Source organism: Achromobacter aegrifaciens (assembly GCF_902859965.1).
In the GTDB taxonomy this organism is placed as follows: Bacteria; Pseudomonadota; Gammaproteobacteria; order Burkholderiales; family Burkholderiaceae_B; genus Achromobacter; species Achromobacter aegrifaciens.
In genome coordinates this window covers 434,861-448,024 of sequence record NZ_CADIKO010000001.1, presented here as the reverse complement: position 1 = coordinate 448,024, position 13,164 = coordinate 434,861, and the positions used below count along the sequence as shown (strand labels likewise).

The following is a 13,164-nucleotide window of genomic DNA, read 5'->3' as shown; positions in this document are numbered from 1 at the left end:
GGCGGGACTTAGAAGTCCATGCCGCCCATGCCGCCCATGCCGCCGGGCATGGCCGGAGCAGCGGGCTTGTCTTCGGCCAGTTCGACCACGGCAGCTTCGGCGGTCAGCAGCAGGCTGGCGACGGAAGCGGCGTTCTGCAGGGCGGTGCGGGTCACCTTGGTGGGATCCAGCACGCCTTGCTCGACCAGGTCGGTGTACTCGCCGGTCGCGGCGTTGTAGCCGTAGTTGCCCTTGCCGTTCAGCACGGTGTTGACGACCACGCTGGCTTCTTCGCCGGCGTTGGTGACGATGGTGCGCAGCGGCTCTTCCACAGCACGCAGGATCAGCTTGATGCCGGCGTTCTGGTCAGGCGTGTCGCCCTTCAGGTCAGCGATGGCTTGCTTGGCGCGCAGCAGAGCAACGCCGCCGCCAGCCACAACGCCTTCTTCCACTGCAGCGCGGGTGGCGTGCAGGGCGTCTTCGACGCGAGCCTTCTTTTCCTTCATTTCGACTTCGGTGGCAGCGCCAACGCGAATCACGGCAACGCCGCCGGCCAGCTTGGCCACGCGTTCTTGCAGCTTTTCACGGTCGTAGTCGGACGTGGCTTCTTCGATCTGGACGCGGATTTGCTTGACGCGAGCTTCGATCGACTTGCTGTCGCCAGCGCCGTCGATGATGGTCGTGTTTTCCTTGCCCACTTCGATGCGCTTGGCTTGGCCCAGTTCAGCCAGGCCGGCCTTTTCCAGCGACATGCCGGTTTCTTCGGAGATCACCGTGCCGCCCGTCAGGATGGCGATGTCTTCCAGCATGGCCTTGCGGCGGTCGCCGAAGCCAGGAGCCTTGACGGCGGTCGTCTTCAGGATGCCGCGGATGTTGTTCACAACCAGGGTAGCCAGGGCTTCGCCTTCGACGTCTTCAGCGATGATCAGCAGCGGACGGCTCGACTTGGCAACTTGTTCCAGCACGGGCAGCAGGTCGCGGATGTTGCTGATCTTCTTGTCGAAAATCAGGACAAACGGATCTTCCAGAGCGGCAACTTGCTTGTCCGGGTTGTTGATGAAGTAGGGCGACAGGTAGCCGCGGTCGAATTGCATGCCTTCGACGACGTCCAGCTCGTTTTCCAGCGACTTGCCGTCTTCGACGGTGATGACGCCTTCCTTGCCGACCTTGTCCATCGCGTCAGCGATGATCTGGCCGATGGAGGTGTCGCTGTTGGCGGAGATCGAGCCGACCTGGGCGATTTCCTTGCTGGTCGTGACCGGCTTGGATTGCTTCTTCAGTTCAGCGACGGCGGCGGCGACAGCCTTGTCGATGCCGCGCTTCAGGTCGATCGGGTTGAAACCGGCGGCAACGTACTTCAGGCCTTCCATGACGATGGCCTGGGCCAGCACGGTGGCGGTGGTGGTGCCGTCACCGGCGTTGTCGGAGGTCTTGGAGGCAACGTCCTTGACCAGCTGGGCGCCGATGTTTTCGAACTTGTCCTTCAGTTCGATTTCCTTGGCGACGGACACGCCGTCCTTGGTCACGGTCGGGGCGCCGAACGAGCGCTCCAGCACGACGTTGCGACCCTTGGGGCCCAGGGTGGTCTTGACAGCGTTGGCGAGAACATTCACGCCGCGGACGATGCGCACGCGGGCGTCGTCACCGAACAATACTTGCTTGGCAGCCATTTCTTAGCTTCCTTCGAAAATTCGTTTGAGGCGGGGTTTACTGGACCACGGCGAGGATTTCGTCCTCGCGGATGACGAGCAGCTCTTCGCCGTCAACCTTCACGGACTGGCCGGCGTACTTGCCGAACAGCACCTTGTCGCCAGCCTTCAGGTCGACCGGCAGGATCTTGCCGTCTTCGGTCTTCTTGCCGGGGCCGACGGCCACGACTTCACCCTGGTCGGGCTTTTCAGCGGCGCTGTCGGGGATAACGATGCCCGATGCAGTCTTGCGCTCGTTTTCGAGGCGTTTGACGATCACGCGATCGCCCAGGGGACGCAAGGCCATGAGGAACTCCTGTTGCAAAAAAGAGAAGGAAATGATCGGTTAGGCCCGGGAACGCTTGTTAGCACTCACCGGTGTCGAGTGCTAATTATAGGGATGATGTTCTAGGGTTCAAGGGGGAGGGGGCTGGTTGTTACATATTGGGGAGCTGGATGGCGTCTAACTTCATTGAGGCGGAAGTTAGACGAGCAGCCGGCAAGCACGGCGACAAAGGACAGGCGTGCAAACACGGGGAGGGAAACAGCCCCAGTACGCTGTGATAGCAGCCATAATCAATTCAACCTGGTCTCGAGTGAAGGCAGGAGTTCAGGTTTGGCTCCCACATAAACCGGTAGCGGGTGGGCCGTAGCGTACTCAGTGCGGAATATCTCAATGATGACACCGGAAACGCCAGGCGACGACGCGGTACGGACCCGCAACCACGGGCCACTGCCCCAGGGTTTTCGGGCTGGATTGATTACGGCCATCACGGTATTGCTCGGCTTTTCGCTGGGTTTCCTGCGCTACTGGGGCTTCGACGCGCCGGGCGATTGGAGCGCGCTGTCCGTGCTGCCCGGCGTGTCCCTGTTGCTCGCCAGCCTGCTGCAGATAATTGCTCTCTACCGCGCCTTGCGTCTGGAGGATGAAGCCGAGAATGAATACCGGAAAACCGTGCGGTGGTTCATTACGTCGGCGATGCTGCTGTTGCTGGGTGTGACAGCGGCGTTGTGGGAGGTAGCGTGATACGCCGCCCGTGCCGCTGGAAAATTAGGGTAATCCGGGATTCTTTAAGCCTAAACTTTTATGAAGAATGAGCGGCAGACGCAGGACCGCCGCCGCATGAGGCATCGAGGCGGTTCTCCGTGGTGCGGCATGTGACGCACCGAGCGCGGGATCGCGGGGTGAGCCCCCATAAGGAGAATCGCATGCTGTTGCGTAGACGTTGTCTGGCCATGATGATGCTGGCGCTGACTGGCTGGGCCACGGGCAGTCATGCGCAAACGCCGTCTCAGGCCTGGCCCGTCAAGCCCGTGCGCCTGGTCGTGGGTTTGGCACCCGGAGGGCTGGTCGACGTGTTGGCGCGCACGGTGCAGCCGCACTTGGCCGAGGCCTTGAAGCAGACCGTTATCGTGGAGAATCGGGGCGGTGCGGGTGGCAACGTGGCGGGAGCCGAGGTTGTGCGCAACGGTGGCGACAACCATACCTTCCTGCTCAATCCATCGACGACCGAATCGGTCAATCCAGTGATGTTCGCCAGCATGCCGTTCGATCCGCAGCGGGACCTGCGGCCGGTTGCCTTGCTGGCCAATAGCCAGTTGTTCCTGTTTGTCCGGTCCTCGCTTGGCGTCAATACGCTCGAAGAGTTCGTGGCATACGCGCGCAAGCAGCCAGCTCCTCTCAATTACGGTTCGGCCGGAAACGGCACGACGCCGCATCTGGCCGGCGAACTGCTCAAGCAGGCTACTGGCATGCAGGCTACCCATGCGCCTTATCGCGGCGTGGCGCCAGCGATACAAGACCTGGCAGCGGGCCAGATCGACTTTGCGTTTGGACCCGCCACGGTCTTTCCCATGGTGCAAGCGGGCAAACTGAAGGTACTTGCGGTAGCAAGCCGGCAACGCGCTGCCGTGGCGCCCGACATACGAACCTTTTCCGAGGTCGGCATCGACGGTGTTTTCGCAGACAGCCTGTTTGGCGTGTATGCCGCCGCTGGCACCCGCGATGACGTGGTCGATCGCATGAACGCCGAAATCAACAAAGTGCTTGCGAGGCCGGAGATCCAGGCGCGCTTTCTCGATGCGGGCGCCGAGGCGCTACCGCTGCGTGTGGCGGACTATGCCGCGCGCGTGCAGGACGAAAAGAATTTGTTCGCCCCGTTGATGAAGTCGTTGGGGCTGAAGGAACAGTAGATAGAACAACGATAAACGCTCTGCCTGCGCAGCTCATTCGACTCTACGGCGTCATCCTTCCTCGCGCGAGGCAATCTCCGCGGCAAGCTCGGAAAGCGATACCGCGCCCAAGCGTTGCAGCAAGGCATGCTCGCCTTCGCGCAGGGAATCCGCCACCAATTGGTTCGCGGCTCGTTCCACGGGGCAGGCAGGATTGTCGTCGGCTGGCCCGATGGTAAAGACCGTGCCATGGGCGATGGCTTCATGGACATCGCGCGCGGTGATGGTTTCCAGTCCCCTGGCCAGTACCCAGCCGCCGTTGCGCCCGCCCGTGGAGGTCACCATGCCGGCGGTACGCAGCGCCGCCATGGATCGGCGCACCACCACCTCATTCGTATGCAGCATCTGGGCCAGCGTTCCAGAAGTGGTCGTGCCGCCGCGCAAATGCATGTGGATCAAGACGTGCAGCAGACGGGCAAGGCGGGTGTCATTGGCCATGGGATCAATTACCGTAACTACAGGTGTTACGGTATTATAGCTGCACCGGATACTTCTTGAGAGCTTGCCCGATGATCGACCTTGAAACACGCGATGTGACCGTCAACGGCATCGCGCTCAGCGTCACGGCCCAGGGCGAAGGTCCACTCGTCGTGCTGTGCCACGGCTTTCCCGAGACCGCTTATGCCTGGCGCCATCAACTGCCCGCCCTGGCCCATGCGGGATTCCGCGCCGTGGCCCCGGATTTGCGCGGGTATGGAGCCAGCGACAGTCCGGCGGATGTGGCGGCGTTCACAACATTGGATGTCATCGGCGACCTGGTCGCGCTTATCGAAAGAGAGGGGGCCGATGATGCGGTGATCGTGGGGGGCGATTGGGGCGCCAGCATCGCATGGCAGGCAGCCCAACTGCGTCCGGACCGCTTTCGGGCCGTCGTCGCCCTGGGCGTTCCCATGATGCGCAGAGCGCCGGTTGCACCCAGCCGCCTCTTCCCCAGAACCGAGTCCGCTGCGTTTTACACGCATTACTTCAACGAGCCGGGAGTTGCTGAAGAGGAGTTCGAGCGCGACATCAGCGCGACCCTGCGCGCCATCTACTTCGCGGCATCGGGCGACGCCGGGCCGCGTGACGACCCCGCCACGCCCAATCCGTTTGGCATGGTAGCCGCTGGCCGTGGCCTGCTCGATTCGCTGCCTGTCCCCCAGACGTTGCCGGCCTGGCTTACTCCGTCGGATCTGGCGACCTTTGTCCAAAGCTACACCGCCAGCGGTTTTCGTGGCGGCCTCAACTATTACCGGAATCTGGACCGCAATTGGGCGCTGCAGGGGGCCTTTGAGGGAAAGACGGTGGATGTGCCTGCGCTTTATCTCGTAGGGGAAAGGGATACGGGCCTGGCGATTCCCGGCATGGACCAGATCATCGCGGCCATGCCGGCCCTAGTTCCCCAACTGCGCGCTGCTGAAGTCATTCCCGGCGCGGGGCATTGGTTGCAACAGGAAGCCCCCGAGGCAGTCAACAAGGCGCTCGTCGATTTCCTGAGGAGCCTTTGACCGTGTGAAGAAGCCATACTGCAATATCGCGTTGAAACTGCGCCAGCTAAAATCCCGCATGCGCGCTGACGGCTGTCACGGATAGACAACCTCGACGCATTGCTTTTCACCGTCGCCCCGCGCGACCACCGCAGCTCACCTTCGAAGCACAGATGAAAAATACGCTGATGGCCACGCACCTGCGCCTGGTCGGCATGGCCGCGCTCTGGGGCGCGTCGTGGTCCTGGGGCAAGGTCGTCGCCCAGGCCATGGCTCCATTGGCCGCGGCCAGCCTGCGGTTCCTGTTCGCCAGCGTGGTGCTGGTTCTGTGGATGCATCGCGCCTCGGCGCTGCGCGGCCTTAAGTCCCTGACGCGCAACCAATGGCTTGGCCTGGCCGCCGCCGCGTTGGCGGGCGTCTTTGGCTACTCCAGCTTCTTCATGTTGAGCCTGCAGCTGGTGCCGGCCGGCAAGGCCGCGATCGTGGTGACGCTGAACCCCGGCGCGACGCTGTTGCTGGCGGCAATCCTGTTCCGCGAACATCTCAATCCAGCCATCCTGGCCGGCATGGTTCTTTCGGCCATCGGTGCGTATATCGCCATCGGCGGCGGGGTTTCACAAGCAGCCGCCGGCTCCGGCGTAGGCATCGGCGAACTGCTGCTGCTCGGTTGCGTGGCCTGCTGGGTGGCCTACACCCTGATCGGCCGGCTGGTGCTCAAAGGCGTGGACGCCCTGACCACCACCACGGTGACCACCGTGATTGGCGCGCTGATGCTGCTGCTCACCAGTCTGATCGTGGAAGGCGTTCCCGCCTGGCAGAAGCTGGGGCAGGCGCCGGCCAGCGCCTGGGGCAGCCTGCTGGCTTTGGCGTTCGGGGCGACCGCGATCGCCTACGCCTGGTACTTCGAAGGCGTGAAGGCGCTGGGCGCCGGCGCGGCGTCGGGCTACATCACGCTGGTGCCCGTCTTCGGCGTGCTGTTCTCCAGCCTTTGGCTGGGCGAAGCCACGCCCGCGAATCTGTTCATCGGCGCCGCCCTTGCGATCTCGGGCATGGCCATCATGCACGTCGGCCGGCGTCGCGCCGAGGCGCGACAGCGCCGATAGGCGGACCTTCCATGCAGCCCTATACCCACGACCACATGCCGGCCCAGGAAACTTGGCTGGACTGCGCGACCGCCGACGGAGGCCGGCTGCGCGTGGTGCTGCTCGCAGCCGATCCGCAGGCGGCGGCGCCGCTGCTGGCGCGGGCCCGCTCGATCGCTCAAGCGCTGGCGACGCACCGCGACGCCGCGTTGCAATTCCTCTGGCAGGCGGGACGCGACACCGGCGACCCCGAAGATCCCCCTGTGACGTTCCTGGAACACTTCACGCCATCCGACCTGATCGTCGCGGCCGACGGGGGCTACGTGCTGCATCTGGCGCCGCGCGACGCGACCTGGTTCATGGATGGCTATTGGCCGGCCGTATGCTTCGCGGCGGATGACCGGCCTGCGGACTGGATCTGCGAATCCTGATCCGAGCCACCGTATCCAAAGCGGCCTCTTGGCGCGTGGAGGCAATGCCGCGTCAGGTTCCGCACAGGCGCATGATTACACTCTGATCGTGACACGTGCGTCATTCACGGAGAAGTCGACATGCAATTGGCTCAAACATGACTAGCAACGACGGGATTCAGGTCTCGGTCTATACCCGATGGCACCAGTTGTCGGTGCCGTTGGCCTTCGCCCTGGCGGCGGGCAGCTTCATGCTGGTGGTGTTCAACCGTGGGCCGATTGTTCTGGCGGTTGTGCTGGCGGTGCTGGGGTTGCTGGCGCCGCCGCTGGTGGCGTTCAAGGGCTTTCCCACACGCAATACCGTCAAGGTGACGTCCGAAGGGCTGGAGTTTTCGCGCCGCTCTGCCGTCGCCTTCGCCCAATTGTCCCGCTGGGGCACCGACGATTATCTCAAGCTGGTCCGTCCCGGCCTGCCGACGTTGCTGGTCAGTGCAGTGGACCGGCCCACACGTGAACGTCTGTTGCGCGAGTTTGAGCAGGCCTTGGCGGCGTGGAATACGCGCCAGCCCGCCGGTACGCAGGCGGCGCGCCGCACACATTTCTATGGTTCCACGGCAGGACGCCTGGTGGGCCTGTTGATCATCGCGCTGGGGGCAGGTGTGGCGGTGATGGCGCTGAGCTTGCGCGAACCGTCGATGTCGCTGGCTATCGTTGGCGGGCTGGGAGCGCTGTTCGGATTGACGATGCTGTTTGGCCGGCGGGGCTGAACGGTCATGGCGGCCAGGCAGGTCGAGGTGTGTGCGCAGGTCGTGGAAGCGCTTGCCGCCGCAATCAAAGATATAGTGGTGCGCTTTCAAGGCTCCCGCTTTCGCGGCGAACCAGGACTTTTCTTAGCTTCAGGATGCTTGCATGACCATGACCGCCGAACAGTTTCATCAACGCATGTGGGAAATCCTGGATCCCGTGGACACCGAGCATTTCGAGGTCGTGGCCGCGCCCGCGCCCGATGCGGAGGCGATCGCCGGGCTGGAAGCCGCTGTAGGCTTCCCGCTGCCTTCGGCGTTTGCGGCCTTCTGCCAGCGTACCAACGGCCTGTGCGTGATGGCGCGCGAGGAAGTCTGGCCGCATGCGAAGGAATTCGAAGTCGGCCCCGCCTGGACTTTCTGGCGCGGCCTGGTGCTGTTGGGCATCGATGCGCCGGAGTTGCCCGAATGGGCCAGCATCTCGGCGCAGCAGCGCCAGCTTGCCGAGGCCGGTTTGCCCGGCATCCTGCCCGTGCTGAAGGTCGTGGGTGACGGCAGCCGGATCTGGGGCGTGGATCAGGCGGGGACGGTCGTGGCGATCGATGACCTGACCGATGTGGAGCCGCTGGCCGGCGACCTCACCGACCTCTACGCCGAGCAGATAGCCGATCTGCTGCAGCGCCAGCAGGATATGGCGCAGCGGCTGGCCGAACGCGCGGCGCGCAAGCAGCGCAAGCTGCCGGGGTAGCATGAGCGCAATGCTGCAAGTCACGGAAGAACCCCTGGCCGATGAGGACATCGTGCTCCTGCGCCGTGGCCGTCGCGGCAGATTCCTGACGGCCGTGTTCGCGGGGCTGATGTTCCTGCTACTGGCGAGCAGCGCGATCATGTTCGTCGTGCTTGGCGCGTCCGATCGCAGCCTGCGCCGCGGCGCTGACGGCGTGGTGATCCTGTTGTGCACAGTGGCGATGACTTGCTTCGCGGTCTTTCTTGGACGCAGGTTGCTGCGCCTGCCGCAAGCCTGGCGCCGCTTCAATCGGGTGTTGAAGGGGCGTGTACCCAAGCAGATCGTTTCCGGGCACCTGACCGGTTTTGGTCCGGCCGGGAGTCCCGGCATCTGCTACGTCTTCGGCGAACAGCGCGTGGACGTAGCTCTGCCGTTTTGGAACGAGATCGCCAGGGACACTCGAGAAGGCTTCCGGCCTGTGACGGCCGTGGCGCTGACGGACCTACCCGTGCGCCTGCACTTGCTGACGCTGGACCCCGATGCGCCACCCGTGCTGTTGCTGGCCGAGTACCCGATGAGCGCGCAGGCCTGGAATTCGGTCGAGGAAGTCAGCAACGCCGACCGCGAGGCCGTGCGCAAGGAAGAATTGAGCCTGCGCAAGTTCTTCTACGTGCTCGCCCTGGCCCCGCTGGTCGGCAGCCTGTTCCTGGGGCCCTTGATCCTGCTGGCCGCATTCTTCGTTCTCACGGGATTCGTGCTGGGCATGCGCAGCCCCAGGCTGAAGCGGGCCCGCTACAAGCACGGGGTACGCGGCTTGGTCGAGGAAGTCGTGACCTATCGCGTGCGCGCGTCCAACTCGAACATTTCCACGCTGGTTCACAACTATCGCATCGGGGGCGTGATGTACCGGGTCGAGCATTTAGGGCAAGCTGCCGCGCCGGGCCAGCGCGTTGCTTTCGAGTATCTCGACGGAACGGGCATCATGGGGCCGAGCGCCTTGTTCTTTCGGATTGAAGACGAGCCGGTCATGACGCTATGAGCGCGGCGCGGGCCGCGCCGGCGACTTCATGCCTGTGCGCAACACGCTTGAGTGCTTGCGTTGTCGCCAGGCGCGTGGCGGCCATGCCCGGCCTCGGCCGGCGCCATGCCCGCAACCGTGCAGTTCCGTCCTCGTCGCTTCGCCTCGTAAAGCAGGTCGTCTGCCCGTTTCAACGCGCTGGCGAAAGGTTCTCCTGCCTGCACGACGGTCACTCCCATGCTTGCGGTGAAACAGGAATCTGGAACCTGTGGCGTCCAGCGCTGCGCCACGAAACTGGCACGGATCTCTTCGGCGATTGCGGTGGCGCTTTCCAGGCTTGCCGTGGGCAGCAGCAGCAGGAATTCTTCTCCTCCCAGCCGGGCCGCATGGATGCGGGTGTCCGTTAGCGGCCTGAGCAGGGCGCCGAATCGGGCAAGCACCATGTCGCCAAACGCGTGGCCGAAGACATCGTTGATGCGCTTGAAGTTGTCGATGTCGGCCATGATCAGCGCGGTCGGCGTTGCCGCATCCGAGAATGCGCGCCCGGAGGCAAGCAGACTATCGAGTCCTTGGCGGTTCAGCAGGCCCGTCAAGGCGTCGGTATGGGCGTGGCGACGGTACTTCTCTATGGCGTCGTAGCTCGTCGCGATGAAGACCGCGAAGGTCAGGACTATGCTTCCGAGCAGTCCGGTGTATTGGATCAGGATGCCCCAGACCGACGTTCTCCATTCGCCCGTTGAGAGCGGCGGAATCGGGGCGGCAATGTACAGGATGCACTGGCCCGTCAACACGAGGGAGATGAAGAGGAACGCGGCGGTGAGCACCCTGTCCGACGTGGTCACGGCATGCCTGGCGAAGGACAGCGTGGCCCGCCAGGTCACGAGCGCGCAACAGGCTTGCACGAAGAACGTTTCCAGCTTCGCACTGGCAAACAGCACTACCGAGACAACTACCATCGCCGTCGAGGCAAGCAGGACCGCAGCATCGAAGTAGGGGGGAACCTGGCTGCGCCTGCGGCTCTGGAGGGCGCGACAGGCGAGGATGACGCCGCCCAGAATGAAAGCATCCTCGACAACCTGTTTATATGGGGAAAGTGCGCTGGCCTGCACCAGCATGATGGCGTAGCCTGCGCCCAGGCTGGCCAGGGCGCAGCCCCACCGGAGCGTATTGAAGCCGATGAAGCGTGCAGCACAGAGTCCGATGGCGCACATCAGGATCGCTGCAGGCACGGACCATTCAAGAAGGGTTGCGGGCATGGACAGGCGAATACGTGGAACGGTACACAGTCGAGCGCATGCTCGGCCGACACAATTTGTATGGAAAAAGATTACAGTGTGTTGCAATGTATCGCCAGGACTCAACAGTCAAGGATTGTCAAGCGATGCGGCCAGCTTCGCCGGGAAGGGAAAGCGGTATCTGCCGGACGTTGAACAGCTGGCGAGAGACGCGGCGGCTGTCAGCTGGCCGACAGGCGGGCGCGAGGGGCGCCAGCTACACTTCCGGCATCCCGCGCCAATGTCCGCCGGACCGGTCCCGTGCCCCGTGGCAAGGCGGCGGACAGGCGGCCGGTCTCCCATTCTCCCGCCATGTCGCAACCCGATTCGTTCAATCTGAAGCAGATCGCCGTGCCGGCGTTCGGCCCGTCGCTGCTCTATGGCATCAGCAACGGCGCCATTCTTCCCGTGATCGCGCTCACCGCCCGCGATCAAGGAGCGTCGATAGCCACCGCCGGCCTGATAGCCGCCCTCATCGGGGTTGGCTCGCTGCTTTCCAATATTCCGTCCGCGCTGATCACCCATCGCTTCGGCGAGAAGCGCGCCATGGCTGGCGCGGCGGTGTTGAGCGTGGTCGGCCTGCTGCTCGTGATTGGCGTGCCCAACCTCTGGGTGCTGGCGTTGGCCATGCTGATGCAAGGATGCGCGCAGTCGGTGTTTCAGCTGGCGCGCCAGAGCTACATGATCGAGGTCGTGCCGCTGGCGTACAGGGCGCGCGCCCTGTCCACGCTCGGCGGTACGACGCGGATCGGTACTTTCTTCGGCCCGTTCGCGGGTGCGGCCCTGATTCATTTCGTGGGGCTGGATGGCGCCTATTGGATTGCCATCTGCGCCATGCTCGGCGCAGGACTCATTGCCATCAAGGCGCCTGATATCGAGCCTTCGGCGGGCGCGGGCGCGGGCGCGCCGCGCGCACGCATGGGCGAGGTTGCGCGCGACCATCGCGGCGTGTACGCCACGCTCGGCGTGGGCGTGATGCTGATCAGCGCGCTGCGCGCGTCGCGCCAGGTGGTGATTCCCCTGTGGGCAGACCACCTGGGCCTCGACGCCGCCACCACTTCGCTCATCTACGGGCTGGTCGCCGCAGTCGATATGTCGGTGTTCTATCCGGCGGGCAAAGTGATGGACCAGCGCGGCCGCTTGTGGGTGGCATTGCCTTGCACGCTGCTGATGGGGCTGAGCCTGATGGCGATCCCGCTTACCGACGGGGTGGCGAGCTTCATCCTGGTGTCGGCGCTGCTGGGCTTCGGCAACGGCATCGGATCGGGCATCGTCATGACGTTGGGCGCCGACGCCGCCCCAGCGGGCGCGCGCACGCAGTTCCTCGGCATCTGGCGTTTCATGGCCGACCTTGGCTCAAGCGGCGGACCCGTGGCGCTGTCGGTGCTGACCGCCCTGGTGTCGCTCGGCGGCGCATCGTTCGGTGTCGGCACGCTGGGGCTGGTGGCGGCCGGCGTGTTCTGGCGCTGGCTGCCGCGCCGCGCGCAGGCTTGAGGGTCTTGCTCCAGGGCTCGCACGGGTCATGGGAGCCGCCCGCGTCTCCGTAGGGAAACGGAAGATACGGTGTCGGATTGAGCTTTCGCGCCGCAATTTGTAGTCTGGCATCATATTTTTTGCGGAATGGCCGCCCCGGAGGCGCTGATGCCGACTCTCTCCTATGCAATCCTCGAAGCCCCTTCCACGCTAGGCTTGGCGACCGACGGTGTGGAATGCCTGCCTGATCAGCTGCTGGCCCACGGCCTTGCTGAGCGCATCCGTGCACGCCGCGCCGGGCGACTTGCCGTACCTCCCAAGAATCCGACGCCGGATCCCGAGACCGGCACCCTGAACGCCAAGGCCATTGCGGCGTGGTCGCCCAAGCTTGCCGACGCGGTGGGCGCGCTGCTTGATGCGGGCGAGTTTCCGGTGCTGCTAGGCGGCGATTGCACAATCCTGCTGGGTTCCATGCTCGCGTTGCGCAGGCGCGGCCGTTACGGTCTGCTCTTCATCGACGGCAACGCGGACTTTTTCCAACCGGAGGCGGAACCCAACGGCGAAGGCGCTTCGATGGATCTTGCCTTCGTCACCGGCCATGGTCCGCCGTTATTGGCCGACATCGAAGGGCGCGGGCCGTTGGTCCGCCCTGAAGACGCCGTTGCGTTCGCGTATCGCGATCATGAGGACCAGGAAGAGTACGGCAGCCAGCCGCTCCCTGAAGCGCTCAAGACGCTTGATCTCCCCGCAGTGCGTTCGATGGGCATCGAGGCTGCTGCGCGGCAGGCAGTCGATCATCTGACGCGAGCAGAGCTGGATGGTTTCTTTATCCACCTCGACGCAGACTGTCTTGACGACGCCATCATGCCGGCCGTCGATTTCCGCGTGCCTGGCGGCTTGTCGTGGGAAGAGCTGACGGCCACGCTGCGGATTGCCCTGTCGAGCGGCAAGGCCGTTGGCCTTGAGATCACTATCTACAATCCGCGTCTTGATGAAGATGGCAGGGCCGGGCGTGGCCTGGCCGATTTGCTGGCCGCAGCCCTTGGAACAGCTGCGTCATCGGTGTAATCGT

General features: G+C 64.1%; 14 protein-coding genes. 10 read left to right on the top strand and 4 right to left on the bottom strand.

What is annotated here, in order from left to right; all coding sequences use genetic code 11:
- Positions 1-8 precede the first annotated feature (8 nt).
- Both groL and groES read right to left on the bottom strand, forming a co-directional pair.
- Positions 9-1,649: a chaperonin GroEL gene (gene groL / locus HV793_RS02170; RefSeq protein WP_054451905.1), complete on the bottom strand. Its 1,641-nt coding sequence runs from the start codon at positions 1,647-1,649 to the stop codon at positions 9-11.
- A gap of 37 nt (positions 1,650-1,686) precedes the next feature.
- Entirely contained in the window at positions 1,687-1,974 is a 288-nt protein-coding gene (groES, locus tag HV793_RS02165; protein WP_006221616.1) for a co-chaperone GroES, read from the bottom strand.
- 369 nt (positions 1,975-2,343) lie between these two features.
- Here groES and HV793_RS02160 point away from each other — a divergent pair, with 369 nt between their 5' ends.
- Both HV793_RS02160 and HV793_RS02155 read left to right on the top strand, forming a co-directional pair.
- Complete coding sequence (locus tag HV793_RS02160; RefSeq protein WP_054451904.1) at positions 2,344-2,694, top strand: hypothetical protein; 351 nt, start codon at positions 2,344-2,346, stop codon at positions 2,692-2,694.
- A gap of 182 nt (positions 2,695-2,876) precedes the next feature.
- Positions 2,877-3,860, top strand: a complete 984-nt coding sequence (locus HV793_RS02155; RefSeq protein WP_175212581.1) for a Bug family tripartite tricarboxylate transporter substrate binding protein — start codon at positions 2,877-2,879, stop codon at positions 3,858-3,860.
- Between the two features lie 51 nt (positions 3,861-3,911).
- On the opposite strand, the gene HV793_RS02150 is transcribed toward HV793_RS02155, so the two are convergent.
- Positions 3,912-4,337 (bottom strand): RrF2 family transcriptional regulator, encoded by a 426-nt coding sequence (locus tag HV793_RS02150; RefSeq protein ID WP_054451902.1) that lies wholly within the window; start codon positions 4,335-4,337, stop codon positions 3,912-3,914.
- A gap of 71 nt (positions 4,338-4,408) precedes the next feature.
- On the opposite strand from HV793_RS02150, the gene HV793_RS02145 reads away from it, so the two are divergent.
- The 6 genes from HV793_RS02145 to HV793_RS02120 all read left to right on the top strand — a co-directional run bounded on the left by HV793_RS02145 (position 4,409) and on the right by HV793_RS02120 (position 9,366).
- Positions 4,409-5,386 carry an alpha/beta fold hydrolase gene (locus HV793_RS02145; RefSeq protein ID WP_175212580.1) on the top strand — a complete coding sequence of 326 codons (978 nt, stop codon included), beginning with the start codon at positions 4,409-4,411 and terminating at the stop codon, positions 5,384-5,386.
- A gap of 152 nt (positions 5,387-5,538) precedes the next feature.
- On the top strand, positions 5,539-6,468 hold the full coding sequence (locus tag HV793_RS02140; protein ID WP_054451900.1) for a DMT family transporter: 930 nt from the start codon (positions 5,539-5,541) through the stop codon (positions 6,466-6,468).
- 11 nt (positions 6,469-6,479) lie between these two features.
- Complete coding sequence (locus HV793_RS02135; RefSeq protein WP_175212579.1) at positions 6,480-6,878, top strand: hypothetical protein; 399 nt, start codon at positions 6,480-6,482, stop codon at positions 6,876-6,878.
- 137 nt (positions 6,879-7,015) lie between these two features.
- On the top strand, positions 7,016-7,624 hold the full coding sequence (locus HV793_RS02130; RefSeq protein ID WP_175212578.1) for a hypothetical protein: 609 nt from the start codon (positions 7,016-7,018) through the stop codon (positions 7,622-7,624).
- 142 nt (positions 7,625-7,766) lie between these two features.
- Entirely contained in the window at positions 7,767-8,348 is a 582-nt protein-coding gene (locus HV793_RS02125) for an SMI1/KNR4 family protein (RefSeq protein ID WP_125472459.1), read from the top strand.
- Between the two features lies 1 nt (position 8,349).
- Positions 8,350-9,366, top strand: coding sequence for a hypothetical protein (locus tag HV793_RS02120; RefSeq protein WP_125472458.1), 1,017 nt, complete (start codon positions 8,350-8,352; stop codon positions 9,364-9,366).
- A gap of 26 nt (positions 9,367-9,392) precedes the next feature.
- On the opposite strand, the gene HV793_RS02115 is transcribed toward HV793_RS02120, so the two are convergent.
- Complete coding sequence (locus HV793_RS02115; RefSeq protein ID WP_175212577.1) at positions 9,393-10,601, bottom strand: GGDEF domain-containing protein; 1,209 nt, start codon at positions 10,599-10,601, stop codon at positions 9,393-9,395.
- A 330-nt stretch (positions 10,602-10,931) separates the two neighbouring features.
- Here HV793_RS02115 and HV793_RS02110 point away from each other — a divergent pair, with 330 nt between their 5' ends.
- On the top strand, positions 10,932-12,113 hold the full coding sequence (locus HV793_RS02110) for an MFS transporter (RefSeq protein ID WP_119452017.1): 1,182 nt from the start codon (positions 10,932-10,934) through the stop codon (positions 12,111-12,113).
- 147 nt (positions 12,114-12,260) lie between these two features.
- Entirely contained in the window at positions 12,261-13,160 is a 900-nt protein-coding gene (locus HV793_RS02105) for an arginase family protein (RefSeq protein ID WP_175212576.1), read from the top strand.
- Positions 13,161-13,164: the final 4 nt, after the last annotated feature.

Coding starts and splice junctions, on each gene's coding strand:
- HV793_RS02105 (WP_175212576.1), top strand. CDS start 12,261: ATGCCGACTCTCTCCTATGCAATCCTCGAAGCCCCTTCCACGCTAGGC.
- HV793_RS02140 (WP_054451900.1), top strand. CDS start 5,539: ATGAAAAATACGCTGATGGCCACGCACCTGCGCCTGGTCGGCATGGCC.
- HV793_RS02120 (WP_125472458.1), top strand. CDS start 8,350: ATGAGCGCAATGCTGCAAGTCACGGAAGAACCCCTGGCCGATGAGGAC.
- HV793_RS02160 (WP_054451904.1), top strand. CDS start 2,344: ATGATGACACCGGAAACGCCAGGCGACGACGCGGTACGGACCCGCAAC.
- HV793_RS02150 (WP_054451902.1), bottom strand. CDS start 4,337: ATGGCCAATGACACCCGCCTTGCCCGTCTGCTGCACGTCTTGATCCAC.
- groL (WP_054451905.1), bottom strand. CDS start 1,649: ATGGCTGCCAAGCAAGTATTGTTCGGTGACGACGCCCGCGTGCGCATC.
- HV793_RS02145 (WP_175212580.1), top strand. CDS start 4,409: ATGATCGACCTTGAAACACGCGATGTGACCGTCAACGGCATCGCGCTC.
- HV793_RS02155 (WP_175212581.1), top strand. CDS start 2,877: ATGCTGTTGCGTAGACGTTGTCTGGCCATGATGATGCTGGCGCTGACT.
- HV793_RS02125 (WP_125472459.1), top strand. CDS start 7,767: ATGACCATGACCGCCGAACAGTTTCATCAACGCATGTGGGAAATCCTG.
- HV793_RS02135 (WP_175212579.1), top strand. CDS start 6,480: ATGCAGCCCTATACCCACGACCACATGCCGGCCCAGGAAACTTGGCTG.
- groES (WP_006221616.1), bottom strand. CDS start 1,974: ATGGCCTTGCGTCCCCTGGGCGATCGCGTGATCGTCAAACGCCTCGAA.
- HV793_RS02110 (WP_119452017.1), top strand. CDS start 10,932: ATGTCGCAACCCGATTCGTTCAATCTGAAGCAGATCGCCGTGCCGGCG.
- HV793_RS02115 (WP_175212577.1), bottom strand. CDS start 10,601: ATGCCCGCAACCCTTCTTGAATGGTCCGTGCCTGCAGCGATCCTGATG.
- HV793_RS02130 (WP_175212578.1), top strand. CDS start 7,016: ATGACTAGCAACGACGGGATTCAGGTCTCGGTCTATACCCGATGGCAC.